The 20,927-nt window shown below is 59.8% G+C and carries 21 protein-coding genes; 5 read left to right on the top strand and 16 right to left on the bottom strand.

Annotated features, from left to right (window positions below; genetic code table 11):
* The first annotated feature begins 70 nt into the window (after positions 1-70).
* Positions 71-973 carry a ParB/Srx family N-terminal domain-containing protein gene (locus tag AC6I79_RS09620; protein ID WP_498027722.1) on the top strand — a complete coding sequence of 301 codons (903 nt, stop codon included), beginning with the start codon at positions 71-73 and terminating at the stop codon, positions 971-973.
* A gap of 187 nt (positions 974-1,160) precedes the next feature.
* Here the strand turns inward: AC6I79_RS09620 and AC6I79_RS09615 are convergent, their stop codons facing one another.
* Positions 1,161-2,255 (bottom strand): oxidoreductase, encoded by a 1,095-nt coding sequence (locus AC6I79_RS09615; protein WP_498027721.1) that lies wholly within the window; start codon positions 2,253-2,255, stop codon positions 1,161-1,163.
* A 102-nt stretch (positions 2,256-2,357) separates the two neighbouring features.
* On the opposite strand from AC6I79_RS09615, the gene AC6I79_RS09610 reads away from it, so the two are divergent.
* Positions 2,358-3,251, top strand: a complete 894-nt coding sequence (locus tag AC6I79_RS09610; protein WP_346303131.1) for a LysR family transcriptional regulator — start codon at positions 2,358-2,360, stop codon at positions 3,249-3,251.
* Between the two features lie 528 nt (positions 3,252-3,779).
* On the opposite strand, the gene AC6I79_RS09605 is transcribed toward AC6I79_RS09610, so the two are convergent.
* The 7 genes from AC6I79_RS09605 to AC6I79_RS09575 all read right to left on the bottom strand — a co-directional run bounded on the left by AC6I79_RS09605 (position 3,780) and on the right by AC6I79_RS09575 (position 10,333).
* Positions 3,780-5,075 carry a PQQ-dependent sugar dehydrogenase gene (locus AC6I79_RS09605; protein WP_058769839.1) on the bottom strand — a complete coding sequence of 432 codons (1,296 nt, stop codon included), beginning with the start codon at positions 5,073-5,075 and terminating at the stop codon, positions 3,780-3,782.
* Positions 5,072-5,494, bottom strand: a complete 423-nt coding sequence (locus AC6I79_RS09600; protein ID WP_021505986.1) for a DUF2231 domain-containing protein — start codon at positions 5,492-5,494, stop codon at positions 5,072-5,074. Before AC6I79_RS09600 ends, AC6I79_RS09605 begins: the two co-directional genes overlap by 4 nt.
* Before the next feature lie 115 nt (positions 5,495-5,609).
* The gene (locus AC6I79_RS09595; RefSeq protein WP_498027720.1) at positions 5,610-6,446 is read right to left on the bottom strand and encodes an MBL fold metallo-hydrolase; all 837 of its coding nucleotides are present in this window, start codon (positions 6,444-6,446) and stop codon (positions 5,610-5,612) included.
* 261 nt (positions 6,447-6,707) lie between these two features.
* Positions 6,708-7,211 (bottom strand): thioredoxin domain-containing protein, encoded by a 504-nt coding sequence (locus AC6I79_RS09590; protein WP_058780533.1) that lies wholly within the window; start codon positions 7,209-7,211, stop codon positions 6,708-6,710.
* Positions 7,208-7,930 (bottom strand): DsbA family protein, encoded by a 723-nt coding sequence (locus AC6I79_RS09585; protein ID WP_498027737.1) that lies wholly within the window; start codon positions 7,928-7,930, stop codon positions 7,208-7,210. The genes AC6I79_RS09590 and AC6I79_RS09585 overlap by 4 nt, the downstream gene beginning before the upstream one ends.
* Positions 7,930-9,933, bottom strand: coding sequence for a protein-disulfide reductase DsbD family protein (locus tag AC6I79_RS09580; protein WP_498027719.1), 2,004 nt, complete (start codon positions 9,931-9,933; stop codon positions 7,930-7,932). The genes AC6I79_RS09585 and AC6I79_RS09580 overlap by 1 nt, the downstream gene beginning before the upstream one ends.
* Positions 9,934-9,982: 49 nt before the next feature.
* On the bottom strand, positions 9,983-10,333 hold the full coding sequence (locus tag AC6I79_RS09575) for a hypothetical protein (protein ID WP_058758599.1): 351 nt from the start codon (positions 10,331-10,333) through the stop codon (positions 9,983-9,985).
* 209 nt (positions 10,334-10,542) lie between these two features.
* On the opposite strand from AC6I79_RS09575, the gene AC6I79_RS09570 reads away from it, so the two are divergent.
* Together AC6I79_RS09570 and AC6I79_RS09565 are read left to right on the top strand one after the other, a co-directional pair.
* Complete coding sequence (locus AC6I79_RS09570; protein WP_021505979.1) at positions 10,543-10,893, top strand: type II toxin-antitoxin system RelE/ParE family toxin; 351 nt, start codon at positions 10,543-10,545, stop codon at positions 10,891-10,893.
* Positions 10,893-11,192, top strand: a complete 300-nt coding sequence (locus tag AC6I79_RS09565) for a helix-turn-helix domain-containing protein (RefSeq protein WP_021505978.1) — start codon at positions 10,893-10,895, stop codon at positions 11,190-11,192. The genes AC6I79_RS09570 and AC6I79_RS09565 overlap by 1 nt, the downstream gene beginning before the upstream one ends.
* Here the strand turns inward: AC6I79_RS09565 and pqqF are convergent.
* The 8 genes from pqqF to AC6I79_RS09525 all read right to left on the bottom strand — a co-directional run bounded on the left by pqqF (position 11,183) and on the right by AC6I79_RS09525 (position 18,903).
* Entirely contained in the window at positions 11,183-13,504 is a 2,322-nt protein-coding gene (gene pqqF / locus AC6I79_RS09560; protein WP_159378139.1) for a pyrroloquinoline quinone biosynthesis protein PqqF, read from the bottom strand. The two genes, AC6I79_RS09565 and pqqF, sit on opposite strands and share 10 nt — an antisense overlap.
* Positions 13,504-14,646 (bottom strand): pyrroloquinoline quinone biosynthesis protein PqqE, encoded by a 1,143-nt coding sequence (gene pqqE / locus AC6I79_RS09555; protein WP_021505976.1) that lies wholly within the window; start codon positions 14,644-14,646, stop codon positions 13,504-13,506. Before pqqE ends, pqqF begins: the two co-directional genes overlap by 1 nt.
* Entirely contained in the window at positions 14,633-14,911 is a 279-nt protein-coding gene (pqqD, locus tag AC6I79_RS09550; RefSeq protein WP_498027718.1) for a pyrroloquinoline quinone biosynthesis peptide chaperone PqqD, read from the bottom strand. The genes pqqE and pqqD overlap by 14 nt, the downstream gene beginning before the upstream one ends.
* Before the next feature lie 4 nt (positions 14,912-14,915).
* Complete coding sequence (gene pqqC, locus AC6I79_RS09545) at positions 14,916-15,671, bottom strand: pyrroloquinoline-quinone synthase PqqC (RefSeq protein WP_498027717.1); 756 nt, start codon at positions 15,669-15,671, stop codon at positions 14,916-14,918.
* Entirely contained in the window at positions 15,668-16,594 is a 927-nt protein-coding gene (pqqB, locus tag AC6I79_RS09540) for a pyrroloquinoline quinone biosynthesis protein PqqB (protein ID WP_021505973.1), read from the bottom strand. Before pqqB ends, pqqC begins: the two co-directional genes overlap by 4 nt.
* Before the next feature lie 55 nt (positions 16,595-16,649).
* Positions 16,650-16,721, bottom strand: a complete 72-nt coding sequence (pqqA, locus tag AC6I79_RS09535; RefSeq protein ID WP_010617686.1) for a pyrroloquinoline quinone precursor peptide PqqA — start codon at positions 16,719-16,721, stop codon at positions 16,650-16,652.
* A gap of 149 nt (positions 16,722-16,870) precedes the next feature.
* Positions 16,871-17,890 carry a dipeptidase gene (locus AC6I79_RS09530; RefSeq protein ID WP_227746481.1) on the bottom strand — a complete coding sequence of 340 codons (1,020 nt, stop codon included), beginning with the start codon at positions 17,888-17,890 and terminating at the stop codon, positions 16,871-16,873.
* A gap of 83 nt (positions 17,891-17,973) precedes the next feature.
* Entirely contained in the window at positions 17,974-18,903 is a 930-nt protein-coding gene (locus AC6I79_RS09525) for an ABC transporter substrate-binding protein (protein ID WP_275028859.1), read from the bottom strand.
* A gap of 399 nt (positions 18,904-19,302) precedes the next feature.
* On the opposite strand from AC6I79_RS09525, the gene sapA reads away from it, so the two are divergent.
* A complete protein-coding gene (gene sapA / locus AC6I79_RS09520) occupies positions 19,303-20,925 on the top strand; it encodes an ABC transporter substrate-binding protein SapA (protein ID WP_058758605.1) in 1,623 nt (540 codons plus the stop codon).
* Positions 20,926-20,927 lie beyond the last annotated feature (2 nt).

Here is a 20,927-nt window from a genome sequence, read left to right as displayed (position 1 = left end):
ACACTAGAGCGGGAAGATGACAGGAATGCTATCGTGTTGCTCCACCGGGAGATCTTCAGGAGAAAATGGAATGAAAGCGTCCCTGCCGTTATTAGCCTTGCTATTCAGTACCGTCCCCGCCTTTGCCGCCCTGCCGCCCGACATCAAAGCCGGAGAAATTGTGCAGGTCGAACTGGCGCAGCTGCATCCCACCCAGGCCGCCATTGGTTATCGCCAGCTGGATTACAAGCAGCATCGTTATCAGGCCGATCCGGAAAAGCTGTTCGATGACTATTGCGAAAGCATGGGACAAAAAGGGGTGAAAAGTTTCACGCCGCGCTCCACCCTGCGCGATCCGGCCAGTTTCAGCTGTAAGGCGCCGGTCGGCAGCGAACCCGGCCCGATGAAAACCGCGGTGATCGGCCCGGATAATCAACTGTACCTGACTGATGGCCACCACACGTTCAGCAACTTTGCTGACATGGCCGGCCTGTCAACGCCAGTGCAGGTGCGCATTACCGATGATTTCCGCCCGCTGAAAAGCCAGGCTGCTTTCTGGCAGAAAATGGCGGCGGCACATCTGGTGTGGCTGGAGACGCCAAACGGTAAAATCGCCCCCGAAGCGCTGCCGCAGGAGCTGGGTCGCCAGCATATGCAGGATGATGAGTATCGTTCGCTGATCTACTTTGTGCGCGATATCGGCTTCGATAAGCCAGACAATCCGCCGCCGTTCCTGGAGTTCTTCTGGGGACAGTGGCTGAGCCGGGAACTGCCGCTGAAAGCGTTCAACCTGCGCGACCGCGACGGCTACGCCACAGCGGTGAAAAAGGTGGCGGAGAAGATGGTGAGCGTGCCGAAGGATACGGTGATTGCGCAGAGTGATAGCGGTCCGCTGACGGCAAAGGCGCTCGGTGCCAGAGACGCGGTGAACCAGAAGGCGCTGCACAAGTTAAGCGCCGATAACGGTAAGCTGAGCTGGGCGTTTAAACGTTAAGCGGGCTGGGTAGTGTTGGGTTTATCCAGGTGCGCATCAATGCGCACCCTACAAAATTACACACTATTGCGGCTGGTGCGCAGCAATACGCACCCGACAAAAAACCCATACCATTGTCGCTGGTGCACGGGCATGCGTCTTTCACCGTTGTGGCAGGGTCGCCATGGATGGCGACCGAAAACGGCGGTTATACCAGCTCGCTGTTTTTAACATCCGCGGACGGTGCCAGCAGGTTTTGATCGAAGGCGCGCAGCGGCTGGCCGTGGCGAACGCGCAGTGGCCAGTCCGGGTTGGCCAGCGCGCTTTTGCCCAGCGCCACATAATCTGCGCCCTGATACAACGCCATGCCGGCGCGTTCGGCATCTGACAGCGATCCGTTGATCACCACCGGCAACTGTGGCGCAGCCTGGCGCGCCAGCTGCAGCAGCGACTCTGCCGCGTCCGCGAACGCTGGCTGCAACGCATCATGCTCGGTCAGGTGCAGATAATCGATACCTGAGTCGGCCAGCAGCGCAAACACCTGGCGCGCTCCGGCAGCGCCCTCCTGCCATTTATGCGTAAAATCATTCACTTTCCCCTGAGAAATCCGCACGCCCAGCGTGACGTTGGCACCGATGCGCTGTCGCACCGCGGCAATCACCTCCCGCGTCAGCGTCAGTCTTGCGATAATATCGCCGCCCCAGCGGTCGCTGCGCTGGTTGGTGTAATCGGTAAAGAACTGATCGAGCAGATAACCGTTGGCCGCGTGAATTTCAATGCCGTCAAAACCGGCTGCCTCAATGGCGCGCGCCGCGCTGTCAGCAAAGGCGTCAATCACCTGCTCAATTTGCGCATCACTCATGGCGCGCGGCAACGGATAAGCGCCGTGACCATGATAAAACCGCAGTTGTTCGCCACGTGGCGGGATCGCCGAAGGCGCCAGCGTATCGCGCCGGTAAATATTGCCCTGCGATATCGCACCGGCGTGCATCAGCTGTGCAATGATTTTGCTGCCGTGCTGGTGCACGCTGTTGGTGATGGCCCGCCAGCCGGCGATCTGCTGGCGATTGACCAGCCCGGCCTGAAAAGCGTAAGTCTGTGACCAGGCTTCATCGATGTAGAGACCTTCGGTGATTACTGCGCCAAAGCCACCGCGGGCGAAACGCGTGTAGTACTGCTGCATACGCTCGCCCGGGACTCCATCCACACTGGCGGAGATGCGCGTCATCGGTGCCACCATCAGGCGATTGGTTAAATCGAGGTGGTTAAGCGTACTGCTCTGAAACAGGTGTTTGTCGGTCATTCGGCGCTCTGAAATAAATTATCATCAGGAGCCATTATAGTGAGTCGCCATTGTGGCAAAAATTGCCGATTATGATACGTCTGCTTAACGGAAACCGTTACAATGAACTCCCGGGATATTGATGTTTTTCTGATGGTGTCGCAAACCCGCAGCCTGACGCAGGCGGCGCGGCGGCTCGGCACCACTACTATGACCGTGTCGCGCCGGCTGGCCTCACTGGAGGAGGATCTCGGCGTACGGCTGCTGCATCGCACCACGCGCGCCATTGCCCTTACCGATGAAGGCGAAGAGTTTCTTCCCTATGCCAGAACGCTGGCCGAGACCGAACAGAGCGCACGCAACCTGTTCGCGCCCGATAAACAGGGGGCCACCGGCCAGCTGCGCATCACCGCGCCTACGGGGTTTGGCCGCCGCACCATCATTCCGCTGCTGCCGTCACTGATGGAGCAAAACCCCGGGCTGCGCGTTGAGTTTCAGCTCAGCGACGATGTCACGGACATTGTCGGGCTGGGCTTTGATGTCGCGATTCGCATCGCCCCGCTGCGCGATTCCCGCCTGGTGGCTCACCGTCTGGCCGACAACCCGCGCCGGCTGTGTGCGGCTCCGGGCTATCTGCAACGCTTCGGCACGCCGCGTCATCTGGCGGATCTGCATCAACACCACTGTCTGCGCCTGTCGAATGTGGTGCAGTGGAGTTTTATGGTGGACGGTCATCTCTCCAGCCTGAGCGTTGACGGGCGCTTCAGCGGCAGCGATGTCGAAGGGGTGCGTGCGCTGTGCGTGGCCGGCAGCGGCATCGCGCAGCTTTCTGAGTGGGATGTGCGGGAAGAGCTGGCATCCGGCGAACTGGTGGCGCTGGAGCTGGAGGACGCGCAGCCGCAGATGCTGGGCGTGTGGGCGCTGTTTCCCACCACGCGCCACCTGCCGGCGCGCGTCAGCGTATTTGTTGCGGCGCTCAGACAGGCGATGCAACAGCAAAGCCGGCCCGGCGCGTGACGCGGGCGTACGAAAAAAGGCGGAGGGGTGAGCTCCGCCTTGTTTCAAGTTCCGGTCAGTGCGCCTGACCGGTCAGTTGCAAAAGGGCAACGATGATTTGCAGGATCACCCGGACCAGGTCCAGGAGTAATCGAACAAGTTCCATCACTTTCCTTCTCCTCTGACAGGAGCGCGCTGTTCAGCTTTCGGGGCCCTGACTCTACCCGCCGACCGCCTAAGCACATCTGTGAGGAGCGCTGAGCGGCACTCATTGTGAAAGCCACAGGCCAGCACCACCTGAAACCTGCCGGGGTTTGACTATCCGCGCCCCTGGAGTCATCAGAAAACAATAAGCATCCGCCGCGCTCAACACCTGTATAACCATACAGTATTTTAGCGAAACTTGAAATCTTTCGCTGCACATTTTATCATTCCTTTTGTGAGGAGTGCTGAGCACCCCGTTCCGAGCGCGGTTACCAGCCGGGTGACGAACATAAAAAAAGGATTTGGCGACCTGGCCAAATCCTTTTTTATTGCCTGCGATTACCGCTACTGAGCGGCGCTGATACGCCAGATCGCGTTGCCGGCATCGTCGGCAATCAACACCCCGCCCTGATTATCCGTCGCCAGCCCTACCGGCAAACCGCGTACCTGCTTCTGATCGTCGGTGAGGAATCCTGACACCACCGTCTGCGGTTGCCCGACCGGTTTGCCGTTTTCAAATTTCACCCAAATCACTTTATAGCCGTTGAGCGGCGTGCGGTTCCAGCTGCCGTGTTCACTGATGAACGCGCCGCCGCGGTACTGCGGCATATTATCCGCGCCATAGAACAGCAGGCCGAGCGGTGCCACGTGTGAGCTCAGCGCATAGTCCGGTTTGATGGCTTTCGCGACCAGATCCGGCCGCTGCGGTTGCGCGCGCTCGTCGACGTGCTGACCAAAGTAGCTGTACGGCCAGCCGTAGAAACCTTTGTCCTGCACGGAGGTCAGGTAATCCGGCACCAGATCCGACCCGATTTCGTCACGCTCGTTGGCGATGGCCCACAGCTTGCCGCTTTGCGGCTCCCACTGCAGACCGGTAGGATTGCGGATGCCGCTGGCATAAATGCGGCTGGCACCGGTTGCGGCGTCCACTTCCCACACCGCCGCGCGGCCATACTCTGCGCCGATGCCGTTCTCGGTGATGTTACTGTTGGAGCCGACACCGACGTACAGTTTGCTGCCGTCCGGACTGGCGAGCAGCGCTTTGGTCCAGTGGTGATTCAGCTCACCGCCCGGCAGCGACGTCACCTCTTCCGGCGGCGTACGGATTTCGGTTTCGCCGGTCTGGTAAGGGAATTTCACCAGGCTGTCGGCGTTAGCCACATACAGCGTATTGCCAATCAGCTGCATGCCAAACGGCGCATTAAGGTTTTCGATAAACCGGTGCTGTTCCCACTTGCCGTCAACGTTGCGCAGCAGCGTGATGCGGTTGCCGCCCGGGCCACCTTTGCCGGAAGATTTCTGCACCAGGCTCATGATCAATTCTTTCGGTGCCGTGACCGGGTTTTTCACCCCGTTGGCTTCTGCCACCAGAACGTCGCCATTAGGCAGCACATACAGCTGACGCGGGTGCATCAGACTGGCCGGGATTTTCTCAATCTTCAGGCCGTCGGCCACTTTTGGTGTCTCGCCCTCTTTCCACGCGGTGCCTTCCGGCACCTGCATCGGCGGCATAAAGAAGTTTTTAGCCTGCGGCAGCTGCGGATCAGGGCCGATTTGCCGTTGCGGATCGAGGTCCGATCCGCTGTCGCAGGCGCTCAGCAGTACCGCAATCCCCAGCGCACTCATTACACGAAATTTCATGGGCGACCTCCCTGTAAACGACGCTCGCGCAGCGCCAGCTGCAGATTCGCTATCAGCAACACCACCACCACCAGGGTGGAGAGCGTTACGCCCATCGGCACCACCGCATAGGCATCGCGGCTGTGAATGAATGCGTTCACGATGGCCAGCACGATCGCCAGCAGCGACAGCCAGAAATGAGTTTTCTCTGCGGCAGGTGCGCCACGGAATAAATGAATCAGGCTGATTAGTCGCGGCACAATTGCCAGCACCAGCCCGATGGCTATCAGCCAGCTGGCGGCTTTGGTCCACATGACGATGAAGGTTTGCAGATAGATAATATCAAACAGCCAGGCAGCAAAGAAAAAGCCCAGCGGCAACGGCTCAAGCAGGGTAAACAGCGTCACGCCAACAACCGAGCGTCCCGAGGTATGGTACATCGCACTCTCCCTATCACAGTTTTTCCAGGCGAGAGCGATCCGGCCAGGCATCGCTTCGCACGCCTGAGAAATATTAGTAAAGATAAAGAGTCATGCGCACAGCCCGCACAAAAAGTTAACCGTGCCGACGGAACTGGTTCAGTTCCTGCGCGTCGTGGCTGCAGAACAGTTGCACCTCTTGCGCGTGCTGCAGTGACAGCTCACGCAGCCGCTGCTGATTGCTGTGCCAGGCGGCGCGGTCACTGCACATCAGGCGCTGATAGGCGCGCAGGCCTGGCGTACAGTGGCGCTGGCTGTGGTACATTTCACCGCGATAAAACCAGGCGTCGCCGCCATGCAGCAGCCAGCCGCCCTGGTGACGAATCGCCACGCCCGCATGGCCCAGCGTATGTCCCGGCAGCGGCACCAGCAGAATCTCATCGCTGAGATCGTCGACCGCCTTCACCGCATCAAAGCCATACCAGCGCTCGCCACCGCTGGCGTAACCGCGCCAGCCATCGTGCGCAGTCCACTGCTGCGGGCGAAACCGCTGACGCGCCAGCCAGCTGCTATCGCCCGCCAGGGTTACGGTATCCAGTTCACGCTGCAGCAGATGAATGCGGGCGGCCGGAAAATCACTGATGCCGCCGGCGTGGTCAAAATCGAGGTGGGTCAGAATAATGTGGCGCACCTCTTCCGGGCGAAAACCCAGCAGCTGAATCTGTGCCAGCGCGCTGAGCTGCTCGTTATAGCGAATATTATTCAGCGCGCGGAAAAAGCCCGACAGGCGGCGGTCAGGATGGCGCATATCCTGCGTGCCCAGACCGGTATCCACGAGGATTAAACCGTGACGGTCAGTTTCCAGCAATAAGCAGTGGCACACCAGTTCAGCAAACGGACCTTTGCTGAAACCATCGAATAACGCGCCACCGAGCGGGCACATGCAGCCACAGTTGAGGTGATGAATTCGCATTGTTCTCCCCCAAAAATAAAATGGCGCGAGCGCGCCGTTATTAAATGAATAAATAAAAAAGTGATTTAACATATATGTGCCATGATGATGACAATTGCAAATAATCCAGAGTCATTCATTTATCGCTTTATTTATTACTCATTTAATTTCAATGCATTGAAATATTGAATGCGGATTTTTAATGAGCAAAAAAAATAACCGCAGCGCAAGGTTATTCACGCTACGGTTATTTATCGCGGTCGGTTAACCGTTAATGATTAATCAGGCAGCGCGTGCCGCCCACCACAGGCGCAGCTTCAGCCCCCAGCTGCTGGTCCAGCCGCTGCTGGTGCTGACCACCTTGCCCTGATGCAGCACGATGAACGTCGGCGTGGCGCTGATTTGCCAGCGCTGTCCCAGCGCCCCGCTTTCATCATTGACGGCGAATCCCCGTACTCCTTTTTTATCCAGCCAGGTGGCAACGCGCGCATCGCTGCCGGATCGCAGAGCCACACTGACCACCTGCGTGCCGTGCTGACTGAGCGCGGCCACCGTCGGTGTGGTGAGTTTGCACACGCCACACCAGCTGGCCCAGACGTAAACCAGCACCGGCCGCTGCTGGCTCAGCGTCGCCAGGTTCACCTCGCCCTGCAGCGCGCTGAGCGGCTGCCGGGCCACATCCGCGGGCAGTTGCGGTGCACGCAGCCAGTCCATGGCCAGCAGCAGCGCCGCTGCCATCAGCACCAATAGCACGCCTTCACGCAGCCAGCGCGTTACCCGGCTCATGGCTGAGCCTGCAGCGCACCTTTCACCGCGGCTTCCAGCTGTGCATAAGGCACTGCCCCGCTGATCAGCTGATTGCCCACCAGCGTGGCGGGCGTACCCTGCACACCCAGCTGCTGCGCCAGCGTCAGGTTGAGGTTGATGGTGTCGAGGCTGGCGGTGCTCGGCGCCGATAAGTTGATGCCACTTTTGTCGAGCGCGGCGGCGATGCTGGCTTCATCATGGTTGCCTTTCTTTGCCATCAGCCGTTCATGCAGCTTAAGAAAGTTATTCGGCTGCTGCTCCCACACCGTCAGCGCCAGACGCGCCGAACTGAGCGAGCTTTCAGCGCGGTACGGCAGCGGCTTCAGCACCACCGCCACCTGCGGATAGTTGTGCAGCAGTTTTTCGATATCCGCCTCAAACTTTTTGCAAAAGACGCAGTTGTAGTCGGTGAAATAGACCAGCGTCAGTGCCGGTTTTTTGGCACCGATGCGCGGTGAGCCGGCATCGTTAAACAGCGCCGCGCGGTTTTTCTCTACCATCTGCGCAACCACGTTTTGCTGCTGGCGCGCGGCTTCTTTATCAAATGCGTCGGCGGCTTCTGCCAGAATCGCCGGATTTTGCACCAGGGTTTCGCGAATCAGCTGTTTGATGCGCGCCTCCTGCTCAGGGGTAAATGGCGCGGCGGCCAGGGCGGGTGCTGCCAGTAACATCAGCGAAAGTAACAGGGATTTTTTCATCATTTTTTTGCCTCAGAGAGTGTTGAAATCACCGCATCACGACTTAATAACGGCGATAAAATCTGGCCGTGCGGCAGTGCCGGGCCATAAATCTGGTTAAAGGGGATCGCTACGCGATCGCGGCGGCGCAGGAACTCGCCGATGGCCGGATCCGGTTGTGTCCAGTCACCGCGCAGCAGCACCACATCCTCTGCGCCGAGGGCGGCACGCACGTCAGGCTGATTCAGCACCCGCGATTTATTCACTTTGCAGGTGATGCACCAGTCAGCGGTGACATCGACAAAGACGCGCTTATCCTGCTCCAGCGCCTGATTGATGGCGGCTTCGGTCAGCGGTTGCCACACCAGCGATTCTTCTTCCGGGGAGAGGCGCGTCAGCAGTAACAGCGCGCCCGCCAGCGTCACGGTAATGAACACCAGACCTGCCTGCGGCAGCGCGCGGCGTGCGATTAGCCAGCCCGTCAGCGCCAGCAGCAGGATGGCCGCCAGCAGAATGGCGACGGTGCTGCCCCAGTGGGGAATCAGCAGCGTCACCAGCCACAGCGTTGCCAGCAGCATCAGCAGCCCCAGCAGCGTGCGCAGATGTAGCATCCAGCGCCCCGGACGCGGCAGGCAGCGCGCCATGCCCGGCAGCGCCGCAACCAGCAGCCACGGCAGACTCATGCCGACGCCGAGCGCGACAAACAGCAGCCACAGCTGCGGCAGCGGCGCGGTCAGCGCATAGGCGACGGCGGTGCCAAGAAACGGTGCGCTGCACGGTGTCGCCAGCAGCGTGGCAAAGGCCCCCTGGCCAAAATGCCCTGCCACACCGGCACCGCCATGCGTCGCCAGCCGGGTAGTCAGGCCGGAAGGCAGGCGGAAATGCAGCAGATCGAACAGACTGGCGCTGAACAGGAACATCACCAACACCATCACCAGCAGAAAGCCGCTGCTCTGAAACTGAATGCCCCAGCCCAGCGCCTGACCGCTGAGCCGTAGCACGGTCATCAGCAGCGCCAGCAGCAGGAAAGAGAACAGAATGCCGGCGCTGGACGCGAGAAACTGCTGACGCGTCTGGCGTTGCGTCTGTCCCTGCTGCTGCACCAGACTGCTCAGTTTGATCGCCAGCACCGGCAGCACGCAGGGCATCAGGTTGAGAATCAGCCCGCCGAGCAGCGCCAGCAGCACTACCGACCACAGCGTGGCGTTTCCGGCAGAGGGAGAAAACAGCGGCTGATGACCAAGGGTCAGCTGGCTTTGCTGAGCGATACCGGCGTCAGCGATAACCAGCGACAGCGCTTTACCGCGCAGGTCCGGCGCGGCCTCGCCCCATTCATCGGTTACTGCCACGCGGGCGGTCAGCATCTCGCCCTGCACGCTGATTTGCGGCGCCGCCAGCATGCTGCCCTGCGGATAATCAAAGAACAGTTCCGGCTGCTGCCAGCCCTGCTGACGCTGCGCCCGGATTTGCAGCGTGCCATCAACGAAGCTGGCATCAAGCTGATCGGTCAGCCCGCTGTCAGCCGGGATCTTCCCCATCGCCTGGGCGAAATCACGTGCAAAATCCGGACTGGCGGGCTGCGAGAGATCGAGCTGGAACGGAAAATCCGTCAGGATGCAGACGTCGCTACAGGTGGACAGCGTCAGCGTGCCGGCCAGCGTGCCCTGCGGGGCAGAATCGAGCACGATGGGCAGCGTAACGTTGCCTTTGTAGCCCTGCGTGGTGAGGCCGCTGACGTCAAAGCGCGCTGGCACTGGCCACGACCAGCGGGCGTTGACATCCGGCGTTTGCCAGCGGATTTCCGGCGCGACGCCGCCTTCGCCCGGCGAGCGCCAGTAGGTTTTCCAGCCCGGCTGCAGGCGAATATCCAGCAGCAGTTGCAGGTGATCGCCCTGCGGCGCGGCGCGCAGGCGCACTTCGGCGTGGCTGTTTTGCGCATTGCGCAGCCAGCCGGTATCGGCGGCTTGCACGCTCAGCGCGCAGCTCGCCACGAGGAGCAGCAGGCTCCTGATCAGGAATGTCATAATCGTTTCTCCGGTGAATAACAGGGTTTACGCGGTGTATCGCGTAGTGTTATTCCCGGAAGACGCAGAGCGTGAGATGGCGCCGTCGCAGCGGCACAAACAGCGGTTCACGCCGCCAGACAGTGGCAGACGAGGTCTGGAAGAGCGTGGCGATCAACGCCAGCAGCAGTACGAGGAATGGCAGCGCGGTATCGAGCAGCGGCGCGCTGCCGCTGAGTGACTTAGCGCCCAGCGCACAGGGTTTATCACTGCTGGCACCGTCATCAACGGCGGCGCTGTGAGCAGTAATGCTAACGACAGGCTGAGTCGGGAGATTGAAGCTGCGCTGGACGAGACAAAATGCCAGCACCAGACAAACCAGTGCCAGAATCCATTTTGCGCGTTGGGGCGATATCGTCATGCCACAGCCTCAGAGAAAAGTGCCGCCAGTTTATGCAAAAGCAGCAGAAACACCAACCCCTGCTGTGTAAACTTTTGTCTTTATGCCAGCGGGAGCAGGCTGACTGCAGAGAGGGAGAAATTATTCACGTTGATTAACCTCTCCGCCCTTGTGGTCATAGCCTAAAGGCTATAAACTCATTTATAGCAAAAAAGCTATGGGAAAGCGCTATGTGGGAAATATTAACAACGGATGTTTTTGATGACTGGTTTCTTGCGCAAAATGAAGGTTTACGTGAGGACATGTTAGCAGTGATGCAAATCCTGGCGGAGATGGGACCAAAACTAGGTCGTCCCTACGTTGATACCTTGAAGGGGTGTCAGTTTCCCAATCTAAAAGAACTGCGTGTACAACATGCAGGCATGCCTGTCAGAGCCTTTTTCGCCTTCGATCCGGTGCGCCGTGCGATTGTACTTTGCGCAGGAAATAAGGCTGGCTGTCAGCAGAAACAATTTTACCGCACAATGATTCGCCTGGCTGAAGCGGAATACCGCAAGCATTTAGTGCATATGGAGGGATAATGGGGACCTACAAGCAACTACTGGCAAAACAATCACCTGAAAGTCAGCAGCGCATCGCTGAAAAGGTGGAAAAGCTGCGTCAGGAAATAGCCCTGAGCCAATTGCGTGAAGAGCTAAACCTTTCGCAAACTGAACTGGCGCGCACCATCGGTGTATCACAACCAACGCTGGCAAAGATGGAAAATCCGGAAAACGATCCGCGCCTGTCAACGCTAAAACGCTACGTCGCCGCGCTTGGTGGGGAACTTCGTATTGATGTTAAACTGCCAAACGGCAAACATTTTGCTTTTCAGCTGTGATTAATCAGTAAACGCCAGCGGCGGCGTTCGCGCAGCAGGCGCTGATGCAGCCGCTGCAGCTGGGGTAACGTGAGTGCAGCGACCGCTTCTGGCGTAAGCACCGGCAGTCCCTGCTGTTTTCGCAGTGCCTCACTGGCGGCGTCGGCGTTCTGGTGTGGCTGGCACTGCGCCAGCAGCGTTGCCTGCCAGCCCTGCAGCGTTTCATCGTTGATGGCGGCGAGTTCACTCACCATGTCGCGCAAAAACGTTTTGCAGTGCTGCAGCAGCGTGCGCCAGCCAATGGACGGGGATTGCAGCGCCAGCTGCAGTCCATCCACATCCGCCACGCGCTGGTAGCGCGCTGACACCACGTAGCCAATCTGTTGCTCAACCCGCAGGCGCTGAAAGAAGCGTGGTTCAAACATCAGCGCCAGCGCACGCAGCGCCGCGAGGCTGGCATCATCGGCAGCGGGCAGCGGAATAAACAGCAACAAGGCCTGATCGTTCGCCGCACAGCGCAGCGCGCTGACGCCGTGCTGCAGCGCCGCCGCGCACGCCGGCGCAGGCTGCGTCTGAACCACCTCGCTCAGCCCGTGCGCGGCGTGCTGACTGACGCTTTCGCTGTGGCCGCACCAGGCGGCCTGCCATGCAGGATGCGCAGCCGGGGCCAGCAGCTGCTGCGGTAGTGCTTCCAGCAACTGACGAATCACAATACTTTGTGCAGCACGGTGCGGTTGCGGCTGCACCGGCGCATTCAGCGCCGCCAGCACGCCAGGCAGCTGTTGCAGCGCGGGCTTTGCATTGTCAGGCAGATCAATCACCAGTTGCCAGACGCCCTGCTGCTGTTGCCAGCGTCCGCTGCCACCGGCATGGCGCAGTGCGGCCAGCCGTGGGCGCAGTTGCTGCTGCCAGCTTAACGCCGCCTCGTCACTCAGGGTGTGATAAAACGCCGGGCGCACCAGCAGCGTTTCCCGCGGCTGCACCGGATTTGCGCGCAGTAACGGCGCGCAATTTGCCGGGAGTTCCGGCAAATGCAGGGCGTCAGCGCACGGATAAAATGACCAGTTAACCGGCGTGACCGGGCCAGCCGCAGTCTGTGGCCATGGCGCGCGCTGCAGACAGAATCCCTGCGTGGTATAAGGCGCGGCGGACAGCTGTCGCTGCGTCAGCAGCCGCGTACACGAGGCCTGTGGCAGTGCGGCGATAAAACCGGTGAAATCTGCGGGAACGTCAGCTGATGGCGCCGATCCCAGCGCCCGTCCGCGCAGCTGCGTCAGCGGCGACAGCGCAGCGAAATCCTGCTGTGCCAGTTGCAAATAGTGGCGATGTTGCGCTGGCGTGGCGGCGCGCACCGCACGCAGATGCTGCCAGAAGAGCTGTTCAATGCGTCTTGCCGCCGACGCTGACAGCGCTGGCGCACTGAAGCGCAACGCCAGCCAGCTATGATCGGCGCTCTGCCACAGCCATTCACACTGCAGCGATGCGCACAGTTGCTCGCTGCGCAGCTGCGCCATCAGGCTGCCAGGGGCTTCATCCTGCCAGAAAGCCTCCAGCAATGTGACGTTGTCACGCAAAGCGCTTTCTTCGCCGTTGATAAACAGGCTTAGCCAGAATGACTCTTCATCGGCAAGCTGGATGAGCGTTTCAACTGGCTCCGGCGCGGAAATGGCTGGCAATAAGGAGTGCGCCGCACCGCCTGACTGGCGAACAGCAAACGCCTCGGCCAGCTGCTGTAATTCATCCAGCGATTGCGGTCCGCTCAGCCACAGCTGCTGGTTGGCGGCGACAAAATGCTGCTGATGAAACAGCCTCAGCGCCTGCTGCAGTTCCGTTACGTTGTCACCAAAACACGCTGCACTCCCGACGCGAAAGCGGCGCAGTGCGCCACCGGCCGCGTCGAGCAGCGCTGCTTCACTCAGCGTTTCGGCATGATGCCGCAGCAGTTGATATTCTGCCTCAATGACCGCCGCTTCCTGCGTAATCGCCGTACCGGTTAGCAGTGGCGCAGCCAGCATATCTGCCAGCCTTGCCACGCCCGCCGCCAGCGCCTGCGCCGGCAGCTGGAAGAACCAGGCACTGCGGCTGAGTTGCGTGGTGGCATTCACCTGACCACCCTGTTGCTGCAGCCACGGCATCAGGCGCTCATCGCCGGTAAAGCCAGCGCTGCCGCAAAACAGCAGATGTTCCAGCAGATGCGCCAGGCCGGGCCAGCGATCGGGTTCGTGCAGGCTGCCCGCGCCGACGCGCACCAGCGCTGCGCTTTCCCGCGCGTCGGGCTGGTGCGACAGATGACAGCGCAGACCGTTAGCCAGCGTCAGGCTGCGTTCGCACATCAGGTGACCCGCTGTTTGAAAATCAGCTCAGAGTTGCTGCGGTTGCGGAACTGCAGCTGGGCGATTTTGATATCGCTGCAGCTGGCTTCGCGGCGTGCCTCAAGAATTTTTCCGTGATGCGGCGACTTGCTGCAAACCGGGTCGGTGTTGTCGGCATTGCCGGTCAGCATGTATGCCTGGCAGCGGCAACCGCCGAAATCTTTCTCTTTCTCATCGCATGAGCGGCACGGTTCCGGCATCCAGTCGAAGCCGCGATAGCGATTGAAGCCAAACGAGTTGTACCAGATATCCTCCAGGCTCTGCTCCAGCACTGAGGGGAACTGCACCGGCAGCTGGCGCGCGCTGTGACAGGGTAACGCCGTACCTTCCGGCGTCACGCTGAGAAATATCGATCCCCAGCCGCCCATACAGGGTTTTGGCCGCTCTTCGTAGTAATCCGGCGTGACGAACAGCAGATTGGTGAGATTACCGCTGCTGCCCATGCGCTCACGGTAGCGCGCAACCACCGCTTCGGCGCGGGCAATCTGCTCGCGCGTTGGCAGTAATCCCTGACGGTTAAGATGCGCCCAGCCGTAGAACTGACAGGTGGCCAGTTCGACATCATCCGCCTCCAGTTCAATACACAGATCGATGATTTTATCGATCTGGTCGATGTTATGACGATGCAGCACGAAGTTCAGCACCATCGGGTAGCCGTGCTTTTTCACCGCTTTTGCCATCGCCAGCTTCTGCTGAAACGCCTTCTGCGAACCGGCCAGTGCGGCGTTCAGCGTTTCATCACTCGCCTGGAAACTGATCTGGATGTGATCCAGCCCGGCGTCGGCGAAGGCATCGAGCTTTTTCTCCGTCAGGCCAATGCCGGAGGTGATCAGGTTGGTGTAAAAACCCAGATCGCGCGCGGCGCGAATCAGCTCCGGCAGATCTTTGCGCGTCAGCGGTTCACCACCGGAAAAGCCCAGCTGCACGCTGCCCATGGCGCGAGCCTGACGGAAGACCTCGATCCACTGTTCGGTGCTCAGCTCTTGTTCCTGCTGCGAAAAATCCAGCGGGTTCGAGCAGTAAGGACACTGCAGCGGGCAGCGATAAGTCAGCTCCGCCAGCAGCCACAGCGGCGCATTCACGCCAGGTTTATTCGGGTTCACGACACTGGATCCACTTCTGTTCAATGGCCGATTGCAGGAAGTCTTTGACGTCATCATCGACGCCGCCCGCCTCCGGAAAACGCGCATTGAGCGTGGCGATAATGACCGCCACATCCTGCTTGCCAGTCACCAGTTCCAGAATGGCGGCAGCGGTTTCATTCAGCTTCGCCATCCCTTCCGGGTAAAGCACCACGTGGCTGTCCTGCGCGGCTTCCCACTGCAGACGATAGCCGCGGCGAAACGCCGGAATCAGAGTCTCTTTCATGTGATTACACCAGTCTTGTACTGTGCCAGGCGACCTGATCGGTCACCGTGTGGTACGGCGGACGCTGCAGTGCGTATGCCATGGTCATGGCATCCAGCATGGTCCAGAGAATGTCGAGTTTAAACTGCAGGATCTCCAGCATACGGTTCTGCTGCTCAGCGCTGGTAAAGACTTCCAGCGCCAGCGCCAGGCCGTGTTCCACATCGCGGTTCGCCTGGCTCAGGCGGCTGCGGAAGTAGAAATAGCCTTCCTCTTTGATCCACGGATAGTGCTGCGGCCAGCTATCGAGGCGCGACTGATGAATCTGCGGGGCAAACAGCTCGGTGAGTGAGCTGCACGCCGCTTCCTGCCAGTTGGCGCGACGCGCAAAGTTGAGATAGGCATCAACGGCAAACCGTACGCCCGGCAACACCAGCTTCTCTGACAGCAAGACTTTGCGATCGAGACCAACCGCTTCCCCCAGCTGCAGCCAGGCTTCAATGCCGCCTTCCTCACCGTTACGACCGTCGTGATCGAGGATACGCTGTACCCATTTACGGCGCGTTGCCGGATCCGGACAGTTGGCCATGATCGCCGCATCTTTCATCGGAATATTGGTCTGATAGTAAAAACGGTTCGCCACCCAGCCCTGAATCTGCTCGCGCGTCGCGGTACCGTTGTGCATCGCGATATGGTAAGGATGATGAATATGGTAATACGCGCCTTTGGCACGCAGCGCCTGTTCAAAGGCTTCGGGTGACAACGCCTCGGTAATGATCACGATGCGGACTCCTGCAAATGGATCGCCATGCCGTCCCAGCTCACTTCAATGCCCTGCTGCGTCAGGAACTGGCGCTGCGGCGAATGCTCGTTGAGAATCGGATTGGTATTGTTAATGTGAATCAGAATTTTGCGTCTGGCCGGCAGCGCGGCCAGCAGCGCCATCAGCCCCTGCTCTTCCGCCAGCGCCAGATGGCCCATGGCTTTGCCGGTATTTTTGCCGACGCCGGTGGTCAGCAGCTCATCATCCTGCCACACGGTGCCGTCGATCAGCAGGCAGTCGGCTTTTTGCAGCCACGGCATAATCACCGCATCCGGTTCGCCGAGGCCTGGCGCATACAGCAGCGTCTGCCCGCTGGCAGTGTTTTCGATAAACAGCGCCACGTTATGTCCCGGCAGCGGGCGATCGCGATACGGCGAATACGGTGGCGCATTGCTGAGAATCGGAATGGCGGTGAATTGCAGACTGGCGCAGACGTCAACGCGAAACGGCTCAAGCGGCGTAAGCGCACGATGCTGCAGGCCGCCGTTCCAGTGCTGCAGCATGGTAAAAATCGGGAAACCGCTGGTGAGGTCGGCATGCACTTCCGGCGTGCACCATACCTGATGCGGGCAGCCCTCACGCAGGCTCAGCAGACCGGTGGTGTGATCGATCTGGCTGTCGGTCAAAATAATGCTGCCAATCGCCGTTCCGCGCAGCACGCCGTGTTTCACCAGTTCCGGTGTCCGGGCGATTTGCTGGCTGATGTCCGGCGAAGCGTTGCACAGCACCCAGTCGGTACCGTTATCGCTGACAATGATTGAGGATTGGGTGCGCGCCTGCGCCTGGAGCGTGCCGTTACGCAGCCCGCTGCAGTTGGCGCAGTTACAGTTCCACTGCGGAAAGCCACCGCCAGCCGCCGAACCGAGGACTTTAATAAACATGTGAAGGACCGAAGCAGGAAAAGAAAATGCCCGCACGAACGGCGGGCAGGACGTCTTAGCGGTTGGAGATGTACAGCGTTACTTCCAGGCCCAGACGCAGGTCAACAAACTCAGGTTTTTTCCACATAATATTCTTCCTCATAGTCTTAAAACGCAGAGCAGGCTCTGCTAAAAACATTGCGACAGAAACAAAGCTTCCGCCAGCAATGGATAACGCGGGGCGATGTTGCGCCAATGTAGCGAGCAGATCAACCCTGATTGCGTAAGGAAATACACTTACGCCTGCCAGATTTGGTGCAATACCCGCTGCCAGTTGCCCCAGGCAAGTTGTTCCAGCAATGCCTGATCATAGTTGAGACTGCGCATCAGCGCATAGAGCCGCGGCAAACCGGTGACATCTTTAAGCTCTGCGGGCACGCTGATGCCGTCAAAATCCGACCCCAGCGCGACGTGATCGCTTCCCATAATAGTCATCAGATGCTCACAGTGTTTAACAATTTCGATCAAGCCGCCATCATCGTCGCGCTTACCGTCGGCGCGCAGAAAGGCGTTGCCGAAATTAATGCCGACCACGCCACCGCTATCGCGAATCGCCCGCAGTTGGTCGTCGGTAAGGTTGCGCGGCTGCGCGCACAGCGCGTGCGCATTCGAGTGGCTGGCGACCAGCGGCGCGGATGAGAGCCGGGCCGTGTCCCAGAACGCTTTTTCATTCATGTGCGACACGTCGATCATCATGCGCTGCTGATTCGCCAGCGCGATCAGCCGCTCGCCGTCGGCAGTCAGCCCCGGACCGCTATCCGGCGAACCGGGAAATGCGCCGGTGACGCCAGCGCCAAAGCGATTTTCCAGATTCCAGAACGGACCGATGCTACGCACGCCCGCCTGCCAGAAGGCGGCAAGATCGGCGCCGTCGCCGTCAAAACCGTCCGCGCCCTCAATGTGCGCCACCATTGCCAGTATGCCATCGCGCCGGCAGGCGGCGATATCGGCGGTGCTGAGGCAGAGGCGCGCCCGGCCGTCAGAACGGGCAACCAGCGTTTTCAGAATCTCCAGCTGCTGCCACAGGATCTCCAGCGGCTGCCAGGCTTCACTGGCCAGCTGCGGCGCCTTTTCGCTGACGTAGCGCTGCGGCGGCACAAACAGCGCAAACAATCCACCGGCAAAGCCGCCCTGCTGCATGCGCGGAAAATCGAGGTGTCCTTTTTCGATACCGGTAAAGAAGGCAGCGGCCGGATCGTCGCGATGATGCAACCACAGGTTGAGCAACAGGTCATTATGACCATCAAAGGTTTTGATTAACATTGGGTTATCCGCCACGGATTTGATGCCGCCATGCTACGCGCATCCCGCCTGTTCGCCAAATACCGGCGCACAAAGGGTTACTGCTGTGCCACCTGCAGACCGCGATAAAAGGTCGGCTTGACATCGAGTGGCTGAGCAATCAGGCCGTACTTTTGATAAAAGTCGGCGGTTTCCTGCTGCTGTTGTACGGTGTGGTCGTCAATGCTCTGCCAGTGTGACTGACGTCGGGCAAAAGATTTGCCAGCAGCCTCCTGAGGAAAGCCGATGATCTTCGCCAGCCTGGCGGAATACGCCTCAACGTGGCGATTGGCCCAGCGGTCAGCGGCCGCCAGCCGGTTAATATAATCCTGCAGCGCCGCACGTTTACTGGCGTCACTCAGTGCCGCATCGGTGGCGGCGAGGAAGCTGTTGCCGCTGGAGAGCCCCACGCCGTTGATCAGCACGCGGCCGGTATGCGTCACTTCCGCCAGCGCAGTGTAAGGATCCCAGGTTGCCCACGCATCGACGGAACCACTCGCCAGCGCAATGCGCGCATCGGCAGGCGTGAGAAAGCGCCAGCTGACGGCTTTATCACTCAGCCCGGCACTTTCCAGCGCTTTCAGCGCGATAAAATGACCGATCGACCCGCGCCCGGTGGCGATGCGTTTAGCGTGCAGATCCCGCGGCGTTTTGATGGGTGAGTCCGGCGCAACCAGCACCGCCAGCCCGGCCGGGGTGGATTTGCTGACGGCCACCGCTTTAACCTGCGAACCCGCGGCCAGCGAGAACAGCAGCGGCGCATCACCAATAATTCCGGCATCAACTGCCCCGGCATTCAGGGCTTCGGCCAGCGGAGCGGCGGCCGGAAATTCCGCCCATTCGATACGGTAGGAGAGATCGTTGAGCTGCTGCGCTGCTTCCAGCTCGGCGCGCATGTTGCCCTTTTGATCGGCAATGCGCAGGGTAACGCCGTGCGCCGCGACGCTGCCGCTGGCCAGTAACAGCATCGTTAAAGTCACTCTTTTCATTATCATTTCTCTGCAGATGAAAAGCTCAGACTACCCTGCGCGTAACAAATGACCGATGCCGATTTCGCATGAGGATTGCCGGAAGGAACATAACGATGCGCGGCTGACGATGGCGCAAAAAAAAGCCCGCAACACGAGGTGCGGGCAACGTAATACTGGAAGCAATGTGAGCAATGTCGTGCTCTTCTTCGGTAGAGCCACCGTCGAAGCGCAGAAGAATAATAATCATTCCTATTATCATCTGTAAAGCTCTAATTGAGAATTTTTCTCATTTCCACACTAAGGTTGTGCTTACCCCCGTCTCCCGCTGGGTAAAAAAAGCGCAGATACGCGGCGGATTTGGGGAGTACGCTTGCTTTGCGATACACTCTCGCTATTGCCCGAGAATCGTTGAGTTCTATGCCAAAATTATTCCCCGCGCTGCTGCTTGGTCTCAGCGTCCTGAGTGCCTCTGCGCTCGCCGCGCCCGCGGACTCTATCCGCCACAGCGGCTTTGTCTATTGCGTCAACGGCACGGTTAACACCTTCAACCCGCAGATGGTCAGCAGCGGGCTGGTGGTCGATACGCTGGCGGCACAGTTGTATGACCGCCTGCTCGACGTCGACCCTTATACCTATCGCCTGATCCCCGATCTGGCGCAGAGCTGGGAAGTGCGCGATAACGGCGCGACTTACCGCTTCCACTTACGCAAAGATGTTTCGTTCCAGCACACCAACTGGTTTACGCCGACGCGCAAAATGAACGCCGACGACGTGGTCTTCAGTTTTGCCCGCATGTTTGACCGCCAGCATCCGTGGCATAACGTCAACGGCGGCAGCTATCCCTACTTCGACAGCCTGCAGTTTGCCGACTCGGTGCAGAGCGTGAAGAAGCTGGATAACGACACGGTAGAGATCCGCCTCAACAGCCCGGACGCCTCGTTCCTGTGGCATATCGCCACCCATTACGCGCCGGTGCTGTCACAGGAGTACGCCAGCCAGCTGAGCGCGGCAGGCCAGCAGGAACAGCTGGATCGCCAGCCGGTGGGCACCGGCCCGTTCCAGCTGAGTGAGTACCGCACCGGGCAATATCTGCGTCTGGCGCGCAATCCGCACTACTGGAAAGGCGTGCCGCGTCTGCAACAGGTGGTGATCGACCTCGGCGTGGGCGGCACTGGCCGCCTGTCGAAATTGCTGACCGGCGAATGTGACGTACTGGCCTACCCGGCCGCCAGCCAGCTGTCGATTCTGCGCGACGATCCGCGCCTGCGCATGACGCTGCGTCCTGGCATGAACATCGCCTATCTGGCGTTTAACACCCGCAAACCGCCGCTCGACCGGCCGGAAGTGCGCCACGCGCTGGCGCTGGCGATCAATAACGAACGTCTGATGGAGTCGATTTATTACGGCACGGCGGAAACCGCAGCCTCGATTCTGCCGCGCGCCTCGTGGGCTTACGATAATGATGCGCGCGTGACGGAATACAATCCGGCAAAAGCGCGTGAGGCACTAAAAGCGCTGGGCATTGAAGATTTGCATCTGCGCCTGGTGGTGCCGACCACCTCGATGTCGTGGAACCCCAGCCCGCTCAAAACCGCCGAGCTGTTGCAGGCGGATCTGGCGCAGGTGGGCGTGCGCGTCACCATCGCGCCGGTCGAGGGGCGTTTTCAGGAAGCACAGCTGATGGCCATGAATCATGATTTAACCCTGACCGGCTGGGCCACCGACAGTAACGATCCGGACAGTTTCTTCCGCCCGTTGCTGAGCTGCGCGGCGATTCGTTCGCAGACCAACTACGCGCACTGGTGTTCGCCGGCGTTTGATGAGGCGCTGCAGCGCGCGCTGCTGTCGCAGCAGCTGTCGGCGCGTATCGACAGCTACGATCGCGCCCAGCAGATGCTGGCGCAGGCGCTGCCGGTGCTGCCGCTGGCGTCGTCGCTGCGCCTGCAGGCTTACCGGCACGATATTAAAGGCCTGGTGCTGAGTCCCTTCGGTAATGCCTCGTTCGCCGGGGTTTACCGCGATGAGCACGGCGAGGAGTAAGC

The sequence above is a fragment of the gamma proteobacterium symbiont of Scutellera amethystina genome, assembly GCF_059730845.1.
Note: the sequence above shows the minus strand (reverse complement) of the source record. Positions and strands in the feature narration are given on the sequence as shown.